This is a genomic window from Bacillus sp. EE-W1, from assembly GCF_009760835.1.
GTDB lineage: Bacteria > Bacillota > Bacilli > Bacillales > Bacillaceae_G > Bacillus_A > Bacillus_A wiedmannii.
Map to the genome: position 1 here is coordinate 254239 of NZ_WIPE01000056.1, position 15122 is coordinate 269360.

Annotated in this window: 14 protein-coding genes; 11 read left to right on the forward strand and 3 right to left on the reverse strand. The window is 33.4% G+C overall.

What is annotated here, in order from left to right:
• Nucleotides 1-29: 29 nt before the first annotated feature.
• The 5 genes from GFJ36_RS08915 to GFJ36_RS08935 all read left to right on the forward strand — a co-directional run bounded on the left by GFJ36_RS08915 (nucleotide 30) and on the right by GFJ36_RS08935 (nucleotide 5187).
• Complete coding sequence (locus GFJ36_RS08915) at nucleotides 30-2591, forward strand: glycosyltransferase (RefSeq protein ID WP_087982917.1); 2562 nt, start codon at nucleotides 30-32, stop codon at nucleotides 2589-2591.
• 19 nt (nucleotides 2592-2610) lie between these two features.
• Complete coding sequence (locus tag GFJ36_RS08920) at nucleotides 2611-3741, forward strand: aminotransferase class I/II-fold pyridoxal phosphate-dependent enzyme (RefSeq protein ID WP_087982915.1); 1131 nt, start codon at nucleotides 2611-2613, stop codon at nucleotides 3739-3741.
• The gene (locus GFJ36_RS08925; protein ID WP_088608624.1) at nucleotides 3734-4300 is read left to right on the forward strand and encodes an acyltransferase; all 567 of its coding nucleotides are present in this window, start codon (nucleotides 3734-3736) and stop codon (nucleotides 4298-4300) included. Before GFJ36_RS08920 ends, GFJ36_RS08925 begins: the two co-directional genes overlap by 8 nt.
• A gap of 128 nt (nucleotides 4301-4428) precedes the next feature.
• A complete protein-coding gene (locus tag GFJ36_RS08930; protein ID WP_087982911.1) occupies nucleotides 4429-4650 on the forward strand; it encodes a hypothetical protein in 222 nt (73 codons plus the stop codon).
• Between the two features lie 90 nt (nucleotides 4651-4740).
• The gene (locus GFJ36_RS08935; protein WP_087982909.1) at nucleotides 4741-5187 is read left to right on the forward strand and encodes a DUF6376 family protein; all 447 of its coding nucleotides are present in this window, start codon (nucleotides 4741-4743) and stop codon (nucleotides 5185-5187) included.
• 91 nt (nucleotides 5188-5278) lie between these two features.
• Here the strand turns inward: GFJ36_RS08935 and GFJ36_RS08940 are convergent, their stop codons facing one another.
• Nucleotides 5279-6280, reverse strand: coding sequence for a S66 family peptidase (locus GFJ36_RS08940; protein ID WP_087982907.1), 1002 nt, complete (start codon nucleotides 6278-6280; stop codon nucleotides 5279-5281).
• Nucleotides 6281-6466: 186 nt separating this feature from the next.
• Here GFJ36_RS08940 and GFJ36_RS08945 point away from each other — a divergent pair, with 186 nt between their 5' ends.
• Nucleotides 6467-7420, forward strand: a complete 954-nt coding sequence (locus GFJ36_RS08945) for a D-alanyl-D-alanine carboxypeptidase family protein (RefSeq protein WP_087982905.1) — start codon at nucleotides 6467-6469, stop codon at nucleotides 7418-7420.
• 245 nt (nucleotides 7421-7665) lie between these two features.
• On the forward strand, nucleotides 7666-8268 hold the full coding sequence (locus tag GFJ36_RS08950; RefSeq protein ID WP_170968397.1) for a nitroreductase family protein: 603 nt from the start codon (nucleotides 7666-7668) through the stop codon (nucleotides 8266-8268).
• Here the strand turns inward: GFJ36_RS08950 and GFJ36_RS08955 are convergent.
• The gene (locus GFJ36_RS08955; RefSeq protein WP_048543210.1) at nucleotides 8259-8429 is read right to left on the reverse strand and encodes a hypothetical protein; all 171 of its coding nucleotides are present in this window, start codon (nucleotides 8427-8429) and stop codon (nucleotides 8259-8261) included. The genes GFJ36_RS08950 and GFJ36_RS08955 overlap by 10 nt on opposite strands.
• Before the next feature lie 700 nt (nucleotides 8430-9129).
• On the opposite strand from GFJ36_RS08955, the gene entFM reads away from it, so the two are divergent.
• A complete protein-coding gene (gene entFM, locus GFJ36_RS08960) occupies nucleotides 9130-10410 on the forward strand; it encodes an enterotoxin EntFM (RefSeq protein WP_000755539.1) in 1281 nt (426 codons plus the stop codon).
• Between the two features lie 98 nt (nucleotides 10411-10508).
• Here entFM and GFJ36_RS08965 read toward each other — a convergent pair whose 3' ends face one another.
• Nucleotides 10509-11273: an alpha/beta fold hydrolase gene (locus GFJ36_RS08965; protein ID WP_060490040.1), complete on the reverse strand. Its 765-nt coding sequence runs from the start codon at nucleotides 11271-11273 to the stop codon at nucleotides 10509-10511.
• Between the two features lie 240 nt (nucleotides 11274-11513).
• Between GFJ36_RS08965 and GFJ36_RS08970 the strand changes: the two genes are divergently transcribed.
• The 3 genes from GFJ36_RS08970 (at nucleotide 11514) to hitS (ending at nucleotide 15110) form a co-directional block, all read left to right on the forward strand.
• Nucleotides 11514-13274 carry an ABC transporter ATP-binding protein gene (locus tag GFJ36_RS08970; RefSeq protein ID WP_087982900.1) on the forward strand — a complete coding sequence of 587 codons (1761 nt, stop codon included), beginning with the start codon at nucleotides 11514-11516 and terminating at the stop codon, nucleotides 13272-13274.
• 88 nt (nucleotides 13275-13362) lie between these two features.
• Nucleotides 13363-14040 (forward strand): response regulator transcription factor, encoded by a 678-nt coding sequence (hitR, locus tag GFJ36_RS08975; RefSeq protein ID WP_217993520.1) that lies wholly within the window; start codon nucleotides 13363-13365, stop codon nucleotides 14038-14040.
• Entirely contained in the window at nucleotides 14037-15110 is a 1074-nt protein-coding gene (hitS, locus tag GFJ36_RS08980) for an envelope stress sensor histidine kinase HitS (RefSeq protein ID WP_097889402.1), read from the forward strand. Before hitR ends, hitS begins: the two co-directional genes overlap by 4 nt.
• Nucleotides 15111-15122 lie beyond the last annotated feature (12 nt).

A 15122-nucleotide genomic window follows, 5' to 3' on the forward strand; every position in this document is an offset into this window, starting at 1 on the left:
AATAATATGCGAAGAGGTGAGAGAGTAAAATGAGAACTCGTATTGAAAGAACTGTAGAGGTGGTAGATCAACTTCCGTTGGTAAGTGTGTTAATTCCTACGTATAATCGACCTCGCTACTTTGAAAAGGCATTATGTAGTGTGTTAGAACAAACGTATCCTAATATAGAAATTATAGTTGGAGATGATAGTACGAATGACGAAACAGAAAAGGTGTTACAAAAATACTTATGTAATCATTCAAATATTATTTATATAAAAAACAGGTCAACTCTCGGACAATTTGAAAATGCGCTAATGTTATTTAATGAAACGAACGGTGAGTATGTAAACTTTTTAATGGATGATGATATATTTCACGTGAATAAAATTGAAAAAATGATGAAGTATTTTTTGAATGATCTAGATAATGAAATTAAGCTTGTAACATCTCATCGCCAAGTAATTGATGATAAAGGGCAAGAACTACGACATATTTATTCAACTGTCCGTTTATTTGAAAAGGATACGATTATAGAGGGAACAGAATTAGCAAATAGGGTAATTGTGGATCAAAAAAATTATATCGGAGAACCGACAACAGTTTTATTTCGTAAAAATGATTTACAAGAACCGTATGGGATTTTTGATAAGAGGCGGTATCTATGTAACGTAGATATAGCTTCATGGTTATCTTTATTAAGTAAAGGAAAAGCAGTATATATAGCAGAGACACTTAGTTACTTTCGATTACATCCAGATCAACAGTTAAATGAATCTAATAAAATGATGGATGGGTTAGAAGATTTTTCACATAGTATTATAGCAGGAAAAAAATATGGTTTCTTATCCGACGAAAAAGAATTAGACAAAGCGATAACTAATTTTCTAGATTATGCAAGAAGGATAGTTCCATCATCGATATTGTATACATTAGACTATTATCAAAAAATTAGGAGAAAGAAAATAAACATAGAAAAGAAAAAACAACATATAAATAATAATTCTCCTTTACCAAAAGTAAGTATACTTATTCCCGCGTACAATAGACCTTATTACTTAGAATTAGCGCTCAATAGCGCACTGAATCAAACATATGAAAATATTGAAATTATTATTTCTGACGACAGTACAAATAATGAAGTTAATGCTATGATTCAACCGTATTTACGTGAATATGAGTGTATTACATATGCTAAAAATGAAACTCCGTTAGTTGCTGAAAACTTTAATAAGTGTATAGAACTTGCGAACGGGGATTATATAAACTTTTTATTAGATGATGACTTATTTCATCATGAAAAGATCGAGAGAATGATGAAATACTTTTTGACGTTAGAAAATATTTCATTTGTGACGTCATATCGTGAACTGATTGATGAGAATGGAGAGATATTACCACCCTCAACATTGAATATGAAAATTGCGAAAGAAACTACACTTTTTGAAGGGAAAGAATTAGGAAATTACATATTAAAAAATTTAAAAAATATAGTTGGTGAGCCGACAACTGTTCTGTTTAATCGAGATTTGTTTGAAGGGAAGTTTGGGTATTTTAGAGGAAAGGCTTATTCTTCTATTAATGACATTGCAACTTGGCTAGATATGATGAGGAAAGGAAAAGTAGTTTATATACAAGAACCTCTTAGTTATTTTAGACAACATAGTGGACAAAATCAAAAACAAATACATTTTATTTTAATGACAATTGAAGAGTGGATTGAATTAATTATAGATGCATATAATAGTGGATTTTTAAGTTCTGAGAGAGATTATAAAGAGAGTTTATCTTATTGTTTAGAAAATGCGGGATTTATAGTTAAGGATGCGGTAAGAAATGGGGAACTAGATCAAATTTATAATGAAAAGATAAAAAAAGGGTTAAACAAGCTAGTCGCTCATATGTTTGAGAAAGAATCTTGTTATTGTCAATATTGCAATCAGCAATTTGAAAAATTTTCACCTTGGCCAGCACATTATGATTTTCCGAAATATAAATTTGAGATGTGGAATAAAGATACAGGGATATGCCCAGTTTGTAGTTCAATGGATCGTGAAAGGTTGTATCGTGCGTACATTGAAATGGAAACGGACTTGTTAAGTAGAGAATACACTATGCTTCATATTGCACCTGAAGAGAAGTTAAGAGATTGGTTTAACGAGTATAAAAATATTACGTATGTATGTGGGGATATAGAGCCAAAGGATCCATTAATGAAGGAAATTGACGTTACAAGCATTACATATGATAGTAATACTTTTGATGTAATTTTATGTAGCCATGTATTAGAACACGTTCTTGACGATGACAAAGCAATGCGAGAGTTATATAGAGTATTAAAGCCAAATGGATGGGGAATTATTCAAGTACCAATCGTAATGAATGTAGATTCTATTATAGAAAATAAATTAATTGTAACACCACAATTGAGAAAATTAGCTTTTGGTCAAGAAGATCATGTGAGAATTTATAATCAATCGGGATTCATTCAACGATTAATGAATGCAGGGTTTAAGGTGGAATTATATAACGTAGCTGAAAGAAAAGGAATGAAAAGTGCTAGGAAATTTGGATTATCTGAAACAGATACGCTCTATATTGTCCGAAAATGATAGGAAGGAATAGATAGATATGGAGAATATTCCTTTTTTGCGTGCTTCAACTGTACCTGTAATTGAGTATTTGGACGAATTGAAGGAAATTGATACATCTCACATATATACGAATTATGGACCTATAAATCAACGTTTTGAAGAAACAATTATGTCGGAATTTTTTCAGAACAGGGGCGCTGTTACAACAGTGGCAAACGCAACGTTAGGGTTAATGGCCGCTATTCAACTTAAGAAAAGAAGAAAAGGAAAATATGCCCTCATGCCTAGTTTTACATTCCCTGCGACTCCATTAGCGGCTATTTGGTGTGGATTGGAGCCTTATTTTATTGATATTTCAATAGATGATTGGTATATGGATAAAACAGTACTTTGGGATAAGATTGAAGAATTAAAAGAAGAGGTTGCGATTGTTGTCCCGTACGCAACTTTTGGATCATGGATGGACTTAGAAGAATATGAAGAATTAGAGAAAAAGGGTATTCCGGTTGTCGTAGATGCGGCACCGGGATTTGGGTTAATGAATGGAAGTATGCATTACGGTCAGGATTTTAGTGGTATGATCGTATATAGCTTTCATGCAACAAAGCCGTTCGGAATTGGTGAAGGAGGGCTCATATATAGTAAAAAGGAAGAAGATATACAACGTATTAAAAGAATGGGTAATTTCGGATTTGATAAAAATCGTGAATGTACGATGATGGGGTTTAATTGTAAAATGTCTGAATATGCGGCAGCTGTTGGGATTGCGACTATGAAAAAATGGAATCAAAAATTAAAAGAACGCACCCGTATTTCTGAATGGTATAAACAATTGTTACAAAGTAATGGATTAATGAAAAAAGGATGGAAACTCCAAAAGACAGAAGCAGTTATTCAACAATTTATGCCTATTCTTTGTCCGGAAGAAGTTCACAACATACAAGTAATAGAAGAACTGAAAAAACAGAAAATAGAAGCAAGATTATACTTTTCACCATCATGCCACCAACAAGTTCTTTTTAGAACTTATAAGTCTACAGATTTAATAGAAACGAATAAAATAGCCAAACGAATAGTAAGTTTACCTTTATGGGAAGGAATGACGAAAGAAATAGTAGAACAAATTGTAATCTGTTTAGGGCAGAAGGTGGTGTCGGCAGATGAATAGTTTTTATAGTCAAGAAGAGCTAAAGAAAATTGGATTTTTATCTGTTGGGAAAAATGTATTGATTAGTAAAAAAGCAAGTATATATAATCCAGGTGTTATATCAGTTGGTAATAATGTAAGAATTGATGATTTTTGTATTTTAAGTGGTAAAATCACAATTGGAAGTTATTCGCATATATCAGCGTATACAGCGTTATATGGAGGGGAAGTTGGGATTGAAATGTATGACTTTGCAAATATCTCAGCTAAAACAATCGTATATGCAGTACTAGATGATTTCAGTGGAAATACATTAATGGGGCCAACTGTCCCGAATCAATATAGGAATGTGAAAACAGGAAAAGTTATTTTAAAAAAGCATACGATTATTGGTGCTGATTCTATTATTTTTCCAAATGTAACTGTAGGAGAAGGCACAGCAGTTGGTGCGATGAGTATGGTAAAAGAGAGTTTAGATGATTGGTATATTTATGCTGGAGTTCCCGTAAAAAAAATAAAACCTCGTCAAAAAAAGATGCTAGAGTCAGAAAATGATTTTTTAAAAAGCATTAATTCTTAACAAAAAAGAATTAATGTTTTTTATTTTTAAGATACAGCAAAGTTGTATCTTAACTTATTATGTTTTAAATTTAGCTGACAAAGGCAATACTGAGCCATAGTGAATGTAAAGTTGGAGGGCGAGCATATATGTTTGATGAGGATGGGATTGTTTTAATTATGGAACCAGCTGATGAAAGTAACTTGAGGAGGTTTATTTTTTCGGTGCCAAAGTCAGTGTATGAAAAGAAGGGGCTTACATTACACTATGGAACAGCTATAGGACAAGGATATATGGATATAATTGAAGATATTATTAGCGTAAATATAGAAATAGATGCTGTAACGATAATAGGGCATGTAAGAGGGTAAATAACTATTTGAAAAAGGTTATAAGTAATTTAGCTAGAAGTTATGCATAGAGAAAATTGCAGACAATTATAAAGGCGAAGGGAGTCTAAAATGAAAATCAAATCAATTTTATTAGTATGTATAGTTTCAATTGGTTTAATGGGATGTTCACTAGTAGAGCAAGGAAAGAACTCCATAGATTATGCTCAAAAAGCGACAGACTATGTAAATGAAATAAGTGCATTTGCAAATGATGCACCAGCATTAGCTGAAAAGGCTGTTAATGATAGCGAAGCTCGAAAAGAGTTAGAAACGAAGCTTAGTGAAATTAAACAAGATATACCCGCTTTCAATGAATTAACACCACCTGATGTAGCAAAGGATCTTCATCAGCAAATCGTCGGATATAACGAAAAGTTAAATACATTAATTGATACGGCAATGACGAAGATAGAAGAAGGAAAAGTGGATGTAGAGCAATTTAAAAACTCTGAGCTTATGCAGACGATTGATCAAGTTCGTGATTTGAAAGAGAAGGTTCAAAATTTAGGACAATAATAAAAAAGCTCCGTTTGTGATGAACGGAGCTTTTTTATGTTTTCTATTGGAAAAGTTTATAATATTTTCTTCCTATAATATAAGTGTTTTTTTATATCTTCCATTGTTCTAAAATATGTATTGTTTTATTAGTTGTATCCATGTTCACTTGAGCACCTATCGGCATAGTGATCATCGGATGGGTATGACAACAATCAAAGTCAGCTAATAAAGGAATTGTTTGATTTTGCAGTACTTCTAATAATATTTCATAAGGTTTGCGATTTGTACCACAATCATCAAACTGCTCATGTTTTCCAAGAATAATACCTGAAACTTTATCAAATACGCCGTTAACTTTAAGTAATGAAAAGCTTCTTTCAATAGTAGCTGCATCTTTTGAACTATCCTCAATAAATAAAATATCCCCATTTTGAATACATGGCATATAAGGACTACCCCAAATTCCTTCTATTGTATTTAAGTTTCCTCCAATAATACGTCCAGTAGCTTGTCCATTTGTTACGGAAATCCAATTATTTGGTTTAAGTTCTTTTTCTTTCGTTTTCACTTCCCAATTAATAAATTCATCTGACCAAAATAAAGGCTGTTTTATGTTGTAAGGAAGCGATTGATCATGTAGTAATGTTTCTACAAAATAATTGTATGTATAATCTACAAAAGGCTCAAATTCTCCAAAGGAGGGGACGAGTGCCGGACCGTAAAATGTAGGGATTCCTGTTTTGGCATAAATCCCTAGCAATAAAGCTGTTGCATCTGAATAGCCAATCATTATTTTAGGGTTATTTTGAAAAGCATCATAATCAATATAAGGTAATAAGGAATTGGAATTCATACCGCCAATTGTTGACATAATACAAGATACATTAGGATTCCTTATTAAAGCATTCAGTTCCTCGGCACGCTCTTGTATACTGCCGGAGCGATAATAATCATATCGACCTGTTAGTGAACCTTCTAATATGTGAAATCCTTTCTGTTGTAAATAAGATTTCGCTCGTTCAAATCTTTTAGGAGAAGTATAGGTTACTGGTGAAGAGGGCGAATAAATGCCGATTGTGTCTCCGTATTTTAATGGTTTTGGAAGTAGCATCGTAAGAATCCTTTCTATTGAATTATGAGTTTCTAATATTACTATTGAATATTCTTATATTTCGGTATTATTAGTGTAACATAAATGTATTAGATGAATAAATATGCTTTTTACCTTGACGATATAAAGTAATTATTGTTATGGTTAAACGTGAGTGTATAAAAGGTTTGCTAAAGGAGTTTTGAAATGAAGCGGTTAAAATGGGGAAGGCTGACGATCCTAGTAGTCATTATTTTAGGGATATGTTGGTTCTTATTCCAAGGAACTCAAAAGAGTGCAACAAATATAGAGGGACAACCTTTACAGGTGGCAGAACTACCTAAAACAGGATTAGCTGAAAAAGTAGTGCCACCAAAGTACATACCACCGAAAATTGATGCAAAAGCAGCTATGATTATTGATGCGAGTAATGGAGAAGTTATTTATCAACATAATGAAAAAGAAGCTTTTGCGCCAGCAAGCATGTCTAAGATGATGACAGCGTATCTTCTATTAGAAAATGTACATAATGGGAAAGTTCGCTGGGAAGATCCGGTGAAAATGAGTATGAAAGCGGCACAAACAGAGGGTGCGAGAATCCCAGTCCAAGTGAATGACACATTGACTGTTAAAGATTTGTACCATGCATTAATGATTGAATCGGCAAATAATTCGGCTGTAGCTTTAGCAGAACATATGGCTAAGACGGAGAAAGATTTCGTTCAGCTTATGAATGCAAAAGCGAAGGAGTTAAAAATGTCGGATTATGCTAAATTCGCAAATGCATCAGGACTACAAGAACCTGATGGAAGTGAGACGAAGATGACGGCTGCTGATGTAGCAAACTTGGCGTATCATCTAATAAAAGACTATCCAGAAATATTAGAAGTGACTCACTTACGTCAAAGTCAGTTAGCATTTAATAATATTAATGTTATAAGTACAAATGATATGTTAAACAAAAATAATAAAGCTTTATATATAGAAGGAATAGACGGATTAAAAACAGGATTTACAGATAGCGCGGGGTATTGTTTTACGGGTACAGCAAAACAAGGTGATACTCGTATTATTACTGTTGTAATGGGAACGAAAGGTAAAACGCAGCGTTTTACAGAGACGAACAAGCTAATGTCTTATGCTTTTGGCTTAGTTAATTAAGTGAAATACTGAGTTGGATCATCATATAAGCAAGGCAATTTGTTGTTACTTATTATCGGTAACAATAAATTGCCTTTTTATTGTTAGTATTAGGAAGTAAAAAGGTAAAAAATGTGAGTGTTATTATTTGAGTTTATTATTGTTTGTTGATAGTATAAAGTTAGAAGCTTATTAATGATAAGTTTTAAGAGGCGGAACATGATGTATACATATGAAAAAGCCTCAAATGAAAATTGGAGGGAATTATGATGGCAAAAGATTTTTACACAGCAATTGAAGACAGAAGATCTATTTACGCGATTAGTAAAGAGCAAGTAGTTTCTGATGAAAAAATTCAAGAAGTGATTTATCATGCTGTAAAACATACACCTTCAGCTTTTAACTCTCAGAGCGCCCGCGTTGTCGTCTTGCTAGGAGAACAACATGATAAGTTATGGGATATTACGAAAGAAACGTTACGAAAAATTGTACCTGAAAATAACTTTGCATCTACTGAAGAAAAAATGAATGCATTTAAAAGTGGTTATGGAACGGTTTTATACTTTGAAGACAGTCAAGTAGTGGAAGAACTGCAAGAAAACTTTGCATTATACAAAGAGAATTTCCCAACGTGGTCACAGCAATCCTCAGGAATGTTACAATTTGCAATTTGGACAGCTTTAGAAATTGAAGGATTTGGTGCTACATTGCAGCATTACAATCCATTAATTGATGAAGAAGTGAGAAAAGAATGGGAAGTTCCAGAAAGCTGGAAACTTACTGCGCAAATGCCGTTTGGTAAACCGGTGGTACCTGCAGGTGAAAAAGAATACCAACCTTTAGAAAATCGTGTGAAAATTTATAAGTAATAAGGATTTTTTTGATAGGAATTTTTCATCTGATCTTTTAATTCGTTTTTACGTGTTTCAATAGTTGATATTTTTTGTAAGGTAATAATTGAAACGAATTGAAAAAAAGCAGAGTACAATTCTATATTTTTATTTATAGGATCATCTATTATGTTTTTCATAAATATACCTCCTTTTTTAATCCCATTATTTGCGGGCAATAAGACTTCCATCTCAAAATTCAATGTACCGCCTTGTAAAAGTTCCATAGGTTTCAGTGTAGGGTAAATAAAATTTGTATTGGTTAAAATGCCGCTATATATATGATAATATAAATATCCTATAAATTCCATAGTTAGTGAAAAATAGGTAGTGGTGTGTGTGTGTTTTCGCCAAATTAGAACAGAATTTTTGAAGTTAAATCTTACAAATCGTCAAATCTTTTATGAGTGATAGATAGTATCAAAAAAGTTTTCTAAAAATATTATACTATTGATTAAAAAAGCATTTTTTGTCATGATAAGAGTATGCTTTATGTAAGGGACTTTACTAGAAAATACATTCTTTGCATTGGATTCGATGAATAGAGTTTTTAAAAGTGGATAGAAAATGTATATTAAGATAATGAATGAAATGTCGAATTTTCAATGAAATACATAAGAGAATTGAAAAAAGCATTGCAAAAACAATAAGTTTAATGGTAAAGTTCACATGAAGTTCACGCGGAATTCACTTCATTCATTTAAAATGAACTCTGTGTGAAAAATAAAACTCTTGTTAAAAAATGGAACTTAATGAATATTTTACTTTGATAATATTGTAATGTATTAAGTTTATAAGTTTTTTTAAGAGGATAGTAGGGAAAGGAAGTAAAGACAACTTATGAAAAAAGTAATTGCAGGTTTAGCAGCAGCTTCTGTAGTGGGTGTTGCAGTTCCAGGTATGGATTCTGCTCAGGCACAAGTTTCAAATGAGGCGCTAAAAGAAATTAATGGACAAACTCAAACTCAAACGACTGTAACTGAAACAAAAAAGGTAGAAACAACTTCTGAATTAAAATACACGGTAACAGCTGATGTATTAAATGTACGTTCAGGTGCTGGTACAGGACATAACGTTATTTCTAAAGTGAAATCAGGTCAAGTACTACAAGTAATTGGACAAGAAAACGGTTGGTTCAAAGTAACTGTAAACGGTCAAACTGGTTATGTAAGTGGTGACTTCGTAACGACTGGTGGTAAAACAGGAACTACTGTTCAACAAGGAACTGGTACTTACACAGTAAACGTTTCTTCACTAAACGTACGTACAGGCCCAAGTACATCTCATACAGTATTAGGCTCTGTAAATAAAGGTAAAACAGTACAAGTTGTTGGAGAAGTACAAGATTGGTTTAAAATCAACTTCAATGGTGGAACTGGATACGTAAGCAAAGACTTCGTAACAAAAGGTGGTTCTGCTGTATCTAACGAAACAAAACAACCAACTACAAACAACAATACTACTACAGTTCAAACTGGTGGTTCTTATGTTGTTAACACTGGTGCTTTAAAAGTACGTACAGGCCCAGCTACATACAACGCTGTAATCGGTGGCGTAACACAAGGTAAAGTATTAAACGTTACTGGCGCTGAAAATGGTTGGTACAAAATTAACCATAACGGCCGTACAGGTTACGTAAGTGCAGACTTCGTTAAGTTTGTAAAAGGCGGAGTAAACAACGTTACAAATAACAATAACGTTACAAATAACGTTCAACAACCAGGTAAAGACGTACAAAAACCAACAACAGGTGGAGATACATCTTCAATCGCTGGATTCGCTAGATCATTAAATGGTTCACCATACAGAACTGCTGGTACAACACCTGCTGGTTTTGACTGCAGTGGATTCATTCACTACGTATTAAATCAAACTGGTCATAAAGGCGCTCGTCAAACAGTTGCTGGATACTGGAGCTCTAAAACAAAAACTAGCAATCCGCAACCAGGTGATTTAGTATACTTCCAAAATACTTATAAATCAGGTCCTTCTCACATGGGTGTTTACTTAGGAAACGGTCAGTTCATTAGTGCAGAAACTGATGCAACTGGTGTACGTATTAGTTCTGTAAGTAACTCTTACTGGAGCAAGCACATGTTAGGTTACACAAAAGCATACTAAGAAAAAGTAGTTTATATACTTTTCGTATAGAGAAAAGGCTTTCCAGGGAAACTTGGGAAGCCTTTTTATAGTTGAGTAAATTGGGAATGTAGTAGTTTTTACTGTAACTTCCCATTTAAAAATCGAGCGTATAGGTCATGAAAGTAGTTGGGACGAAATAAGTTTGCTGCATGTCCTGCTAACGGTATTTCTTTATATAAAACGTTAGGAAGAATGGACTTTAAATCAAAAAGACAAGATTTATAGAGATGATCGTGTTCACCCATTACCCATAATATAGGGTGGGGAAGTGATTTTAATTTAGATTTTAAATCGAATTCTAAACGATGCCGTAATGATTGGGAAATAATTGATGAATGTAATTGCAATCCGAAACGGTAATAAATATTTCTTGAAATGACTGCGAACGGATTTGCCTTTAGTATGCCACTTGGAAAAATGGTATTTGCATATTGAGAGAGCCATTTAGAGTATTCATCTCCGCGCTTCTCCCAAAATTTTTGAAATACGTTATATAAAAGGGATGGATTATTATAATGTCCACCAATATGACAAATGCTTAATACTTTTTCTGGGTGCATTTGTGCAAAAATTGTAGAGATATAACAGCCATAACTTAGAGCGCAAATATGAGCTTTTGTAATACCTTCTTTTTCATATAATTTCAATAGTTGATCTACGAGGCGCTGTAATGAAAATTCGATAGCTTCTCCTTTATCGTCGCCGTGACCTAATAAGTCATAAGTAATAATGTTGTAAGAGGCGGAAAATCGCTTATGCTCTTTTTTGAAGGCACGACGATTGCCGACTAATCCATGAATAAAAATGATTGTTTCCTTTTCGGAATGTATATTTGTTTGCAAAAAGGATACTCCTTTCAATAACGGGAGATTTATACAGTATTGTAAATTAGTTATCTATAATTCACATAGAATAATATTAAGTACCAGGTAATAATATCAGATATTTATATCTGTTGTAAAGATGCGTTTGTATGTATATTTTGTAAAAACAGAAAAAGTGTGTTTACATTCAGTTTACATTTGTATTGTATTCTACTTTTAGAAAGAACAGTTTGGTTGAACACGAGGAGATGAACAAAAATGGAAGTTAGAAATGAGATGGAGAAAAAAGGGAGCTGGAGGCAGTTTTTACGCCTTATTCAAGATACAAATCCTCCAAAGGGGATTCTTGCTTTTGCGTTATTAATGAGTTTACTTTCTACTGGAGCAAGTTTATTTATACCGATGTTAACGAAGGGCTTAGTAGATAATTTTTCACTTTCGTCAATTAGTACAGGACAAATTGTTGGGCTAATTGCATTCTTTATTATGCAAACTATAGCCGCGGGATTGTCTATATATTTACTAAATTATATAGGACAGAAGATTGTAGCTGGACTGAGAGAACGTTTGTGGAAAAAGGTGCTTATTTTACCGGTAACTTATTATGATCAAAATAGAACAGGCGATACAATTAGCCGTATGACAAATGATACAGGAGTTGTGAAAACGTTAATTTCTGAGCATTTGTCAAATTTATTAACAGGCGGTATTTCAATTGTTGGATCATTAATTGTACTATTTGTTTTAGATTGGAAAATGACACTTTTACTTTTAACGGTTATTCCGTTATCAGTACTCATCTTAGTTCCACTTGGACGAAAAATGTATAAGATTTCAAAAGCACTTCAAGATGAAACGGCTTCTTTTACTAGTGTATTAACACAAGTATTATCAGAAATTCGTTTAGTGAAATCTTCGAACACAGAAAAAAAGGAATATGAAACTGGAAATAAAGGTATTGAAAAGCTATTACAATTTGGCTTGAAAGAGGGAAAAGTGCAAGCGTTAATTTCACCAATTATGTCGTTTGTTTTAATGGCATTACTTGTTATTATCGTAGGGTATGGTGGAATGCGAGTTTCTAGCGGTGCATTAACAACAGGAGAACTAGTAGCATTTATTTTATATTTAGTTCAAATTATAATGCCGATGAGTCAATTATCTATGTTCTTTACACAATTCCAAAAGGCAATTGGTGCAACGGAAAGAATTAATACAATTTTAGAATATGAAGTAGAAGATCATGAAACTGGTGTGAAAGTCACAAATGCTAAGCAGGCAATCGTTCTTGAAAATGTACATTTTGAGTATAACGAAGAAGAGAAAGTTTTAAAGAATATTGATTTCACAATTGAATCAGGAAAAGTAACAGCGATTGTAGGACCAAGTGGTAGCGGGAAAACGACGTTATTCTCACTATTAGAACGTTTTTACGAGCCAACTAGCGGTGCCATTAAATTAGGAAAAGACTCAATTACGAGTTATTCATTGCAATCATGGCGACGTCAAATTGGTTACGTTTCACAAGATAGTCCGTTAATTGATGGGACAATTCGTGATAATATTTGCTACGGTGTTGAGGGTGAAGTGACTGATGCAGAAATTGAAAAAGTAGCAGCGATGGCATATGTTGATGCATTTATTCATGATTTGCCAAACGGATATGCAACAGAAGTTGGAGAGCGTGGTGTGAAGCTTTCTGGAGGGCAAAGACAGCGAATTGCAATTGCTCGAGCGTTACTTCGAAATCCACAAATTCTTATGTTAGATGAAGCAACTTCCAGTCTAGATAGTAAATCAGAGTCTGTCGTTCAGAAAGCGTTAAATAACTTAATGAAAGGCAGAACAACATTAGTTATTGCACATAGACTTTCTACTGTTGTGGATGCAGATAAAATTATCTTTATAGAAAAAGGGAATCTTACAGGAAGCGGTACACATGATGAATTATTACAGACACATGATATGTATCGTGAATTTGCAACGCAACAATTGAAAATTAAAGAGGGCGTATTATAAAATGAATCATCAGTGGGGTTTTTACTCCACTAATGATTCATTTTTAAAAGTTTTATAAAGGATGCGAATTAGAAAGGAAATGGTTTCTTTGATACCTAACATTTTAATAGTGGACGATGATCCGCATATTAGGGAACTTGTTTCTGTATTTTTAGAACGAGAAGGTTTTCAAACATATGAGGCAATTGATGGACTAGATGCACTTCAGAAAATAGACGAAGTAAAAGTTGATATGGTTGTTCTTGATATCATGATGCCAAATATGGATGGATTTGATGTATGTTTTGAATTAAGGAAGTACTATGATATTCCGATTTTGATGCTAACTGCTAAAGGGGAAACGTCTCAAAAAGTAAAAGGATTTCACCTTGGCACGGATGATTATCTTGTAAAACCATTTGATCCTATAGAACTAGTAGTGAGAGTTAAGGCGTTATTGAAACGTTACCAAATTACAGTGTCGCAATCGATTCAAATTGGGAATGTACTGTTAAATCGTAAAACATTTGAAGTTACAGCCGGAGAACAAACAGTCACATTACCGCTAAAAGAATTCGAATTGCTCTTTACTTTAGGTTCTAAAGCAGGAAGAACTTGTGCGAGAGAGCAGTTAATTGAAGATGTATGGGGATATGATTTTGAAGGGAATGAACGTACACTAGACGTTCATATTAATCGGCTACGTGAGAAGTTTCAAGAAGAGAAGTCGAAGTTTAGTATTAAAACGATAAGAGGATTAGGGTATCGCTTAGAGGTAAGTAAATGAGGAAAAGAAAACGAATGAGTAAGTTGAAGATGTTGAAAGTAACGGGAGCGGTATTAGCGCTTTTTTCTTTTCTCACTATAATTTGGTCTATCGCATTTTATGTAGCAACTAGTATATTGAATGCTTTTGAAGTAAACGTATCGTCGTTTGTGGCCTTTCTAATTAGTGATATGGTCGGTTTTGTATTTATTGTTCTTATCTGGACATTGATTGGGATATTAATGAGACCAAAACGAGAGGCAATGATTTGGACTATTATTGAACCGATACAAAAAATTGCAAAAGGAGACTTCTCCGTAAAAATACGAAATGAAGAAAAGTATGATGGAGAAATTGGTGTACTCGTAAAAAGTATAAATGATATGACAGATGAACTGAATGCGATGGAGAAAATGCGCCAGGAATTTGTATCGAATGTTTCTCATGAAATACAGTCACCATTAACATCTATAAAAGGATTTGCTAGAGCGCTACAAGATAACAATCTTTCCGAGAAAAAACGAAAGCATTATCTTACCATTATTGAAACGGAAACGACGAGATTATCTAAACTAAGCCAAAATTTACTGAAACTAACTCTTTTAGAGTCGGAAGAGTATACACCAGAAAGAGTGAATTATCGATTAGATCAACAGTTAAAGCAAACTGTGTTAAATAGTGAACCGCTCTGGGCTGAAAAAGAAATTGAATTAGATCTTGATTTAGAAAAAGTGTATATAATTGCGGATCAAGAAAGTATGAGTCAAGTGTGGATTAATTTAATTCATAATAGTATTAAATTTACGCCAAGTCGTGGCACAATTACAATTCAGTTAAAAGAATATGAGAAATTCGTAGAAATACGTATCCATGATTCGGGAATTGGTATATCTGAAAAACAAAAACAACATATTTTTGAACGGTTTTATAAAGCGGATTCTTCACGAAATCGTGCTTATGGAGGAAGTGGCTTAGGCTTGGCCATTGTAAAAAAGGTACTTGACCTTCATCAAGGAGAAATAAAAGTCGAGAGTGAGGAAGGGAATGGAACAGAATTTATTGTGTGTATTCCGAATTATGAAGAGAAATAGTGTTAGGAGGAT

Coding starts and splice junctions, on each gene's coding strand:
- GFJ36_RS08915 (WP_087982917.1), top strand. CDS start 30: ATGAGAACTCGTATTGAAAGAACTGTAGAGGTGGTAGATCAACTTCCG.
- GFJ36_RS08920 (WP_087982915.1), top strand. CDS start 2,611: ATGGAGAATATTCCTTTTTTGCGTGCTTCAACTGTACCTGTAATTGAG.
- GFJ36_RS08925 (WP_088608624.1), top strand. CDS start 3,734: ATGAATAGTTTTTATAGTCAAGAAGAGCTAAAGAAAATTGGATTTTTA.
- GFJ36_RS08930 (WP_087982911.1), top strand. CDS start 4,429: ATGTTTGATGAGGATGGGATTGTTTTAATTATGGAACCAGCTGATGAA.
- GFJ36_RS08935 (WP_087982909.1), top strand. CDS start 4,741: ATGAAAATCAAATCAATTTTATTAGTATGTATAGTTTCAATTGGTTTA.
- GFJ36_RS08940 (WP_087982907.1), bottom strand. CDS start 6,280: ATGCTACTTCCAAAACCATTAAAATACGGAGACACAATCGGCATTTAT.
- GFJ36_RS08945 (WP_087982905.1), top strand. CDS start 6,467: ATGAAGCGGTTAAAATGGGGAAGGCTGACGATCCTAGTAGTCATTATT.
- GFJ36_RS08950 (WP_170968397.1), top strand. CDS start 7,666: ATGATGGCAAAAGATTTTTACACAGCAATTGAAGACAGAAGATCTATT.
- GFJ36_RS08955 (WP_048543210.1), bottom strand. CDS start 8,429: ATGAAAAACATAATAGATGATCCTATAAATAAAAATATAGAATTGTAC.
- entFM (WP_000755539.1), top strand. CDS start 9,130: ATGAAAAAAGTAATTGCAGGTTTAGCAGCAGCTTCTGTAGTGGGTGTT.
- GFJ36_RS08970 (WP_087982900.1), top strand. CDS start 11,514: ATGGAAGTTAGAAATGAGATGGAGAAAAAAGGGAGCTGGAGGCAGTTT.
- hitS (WP_097889402.1), top strand. CDS start 14,037: ATGAGGAAAAGAAAACGAATGAGTAAGTTGAAGATGTTGAAAGTAACG.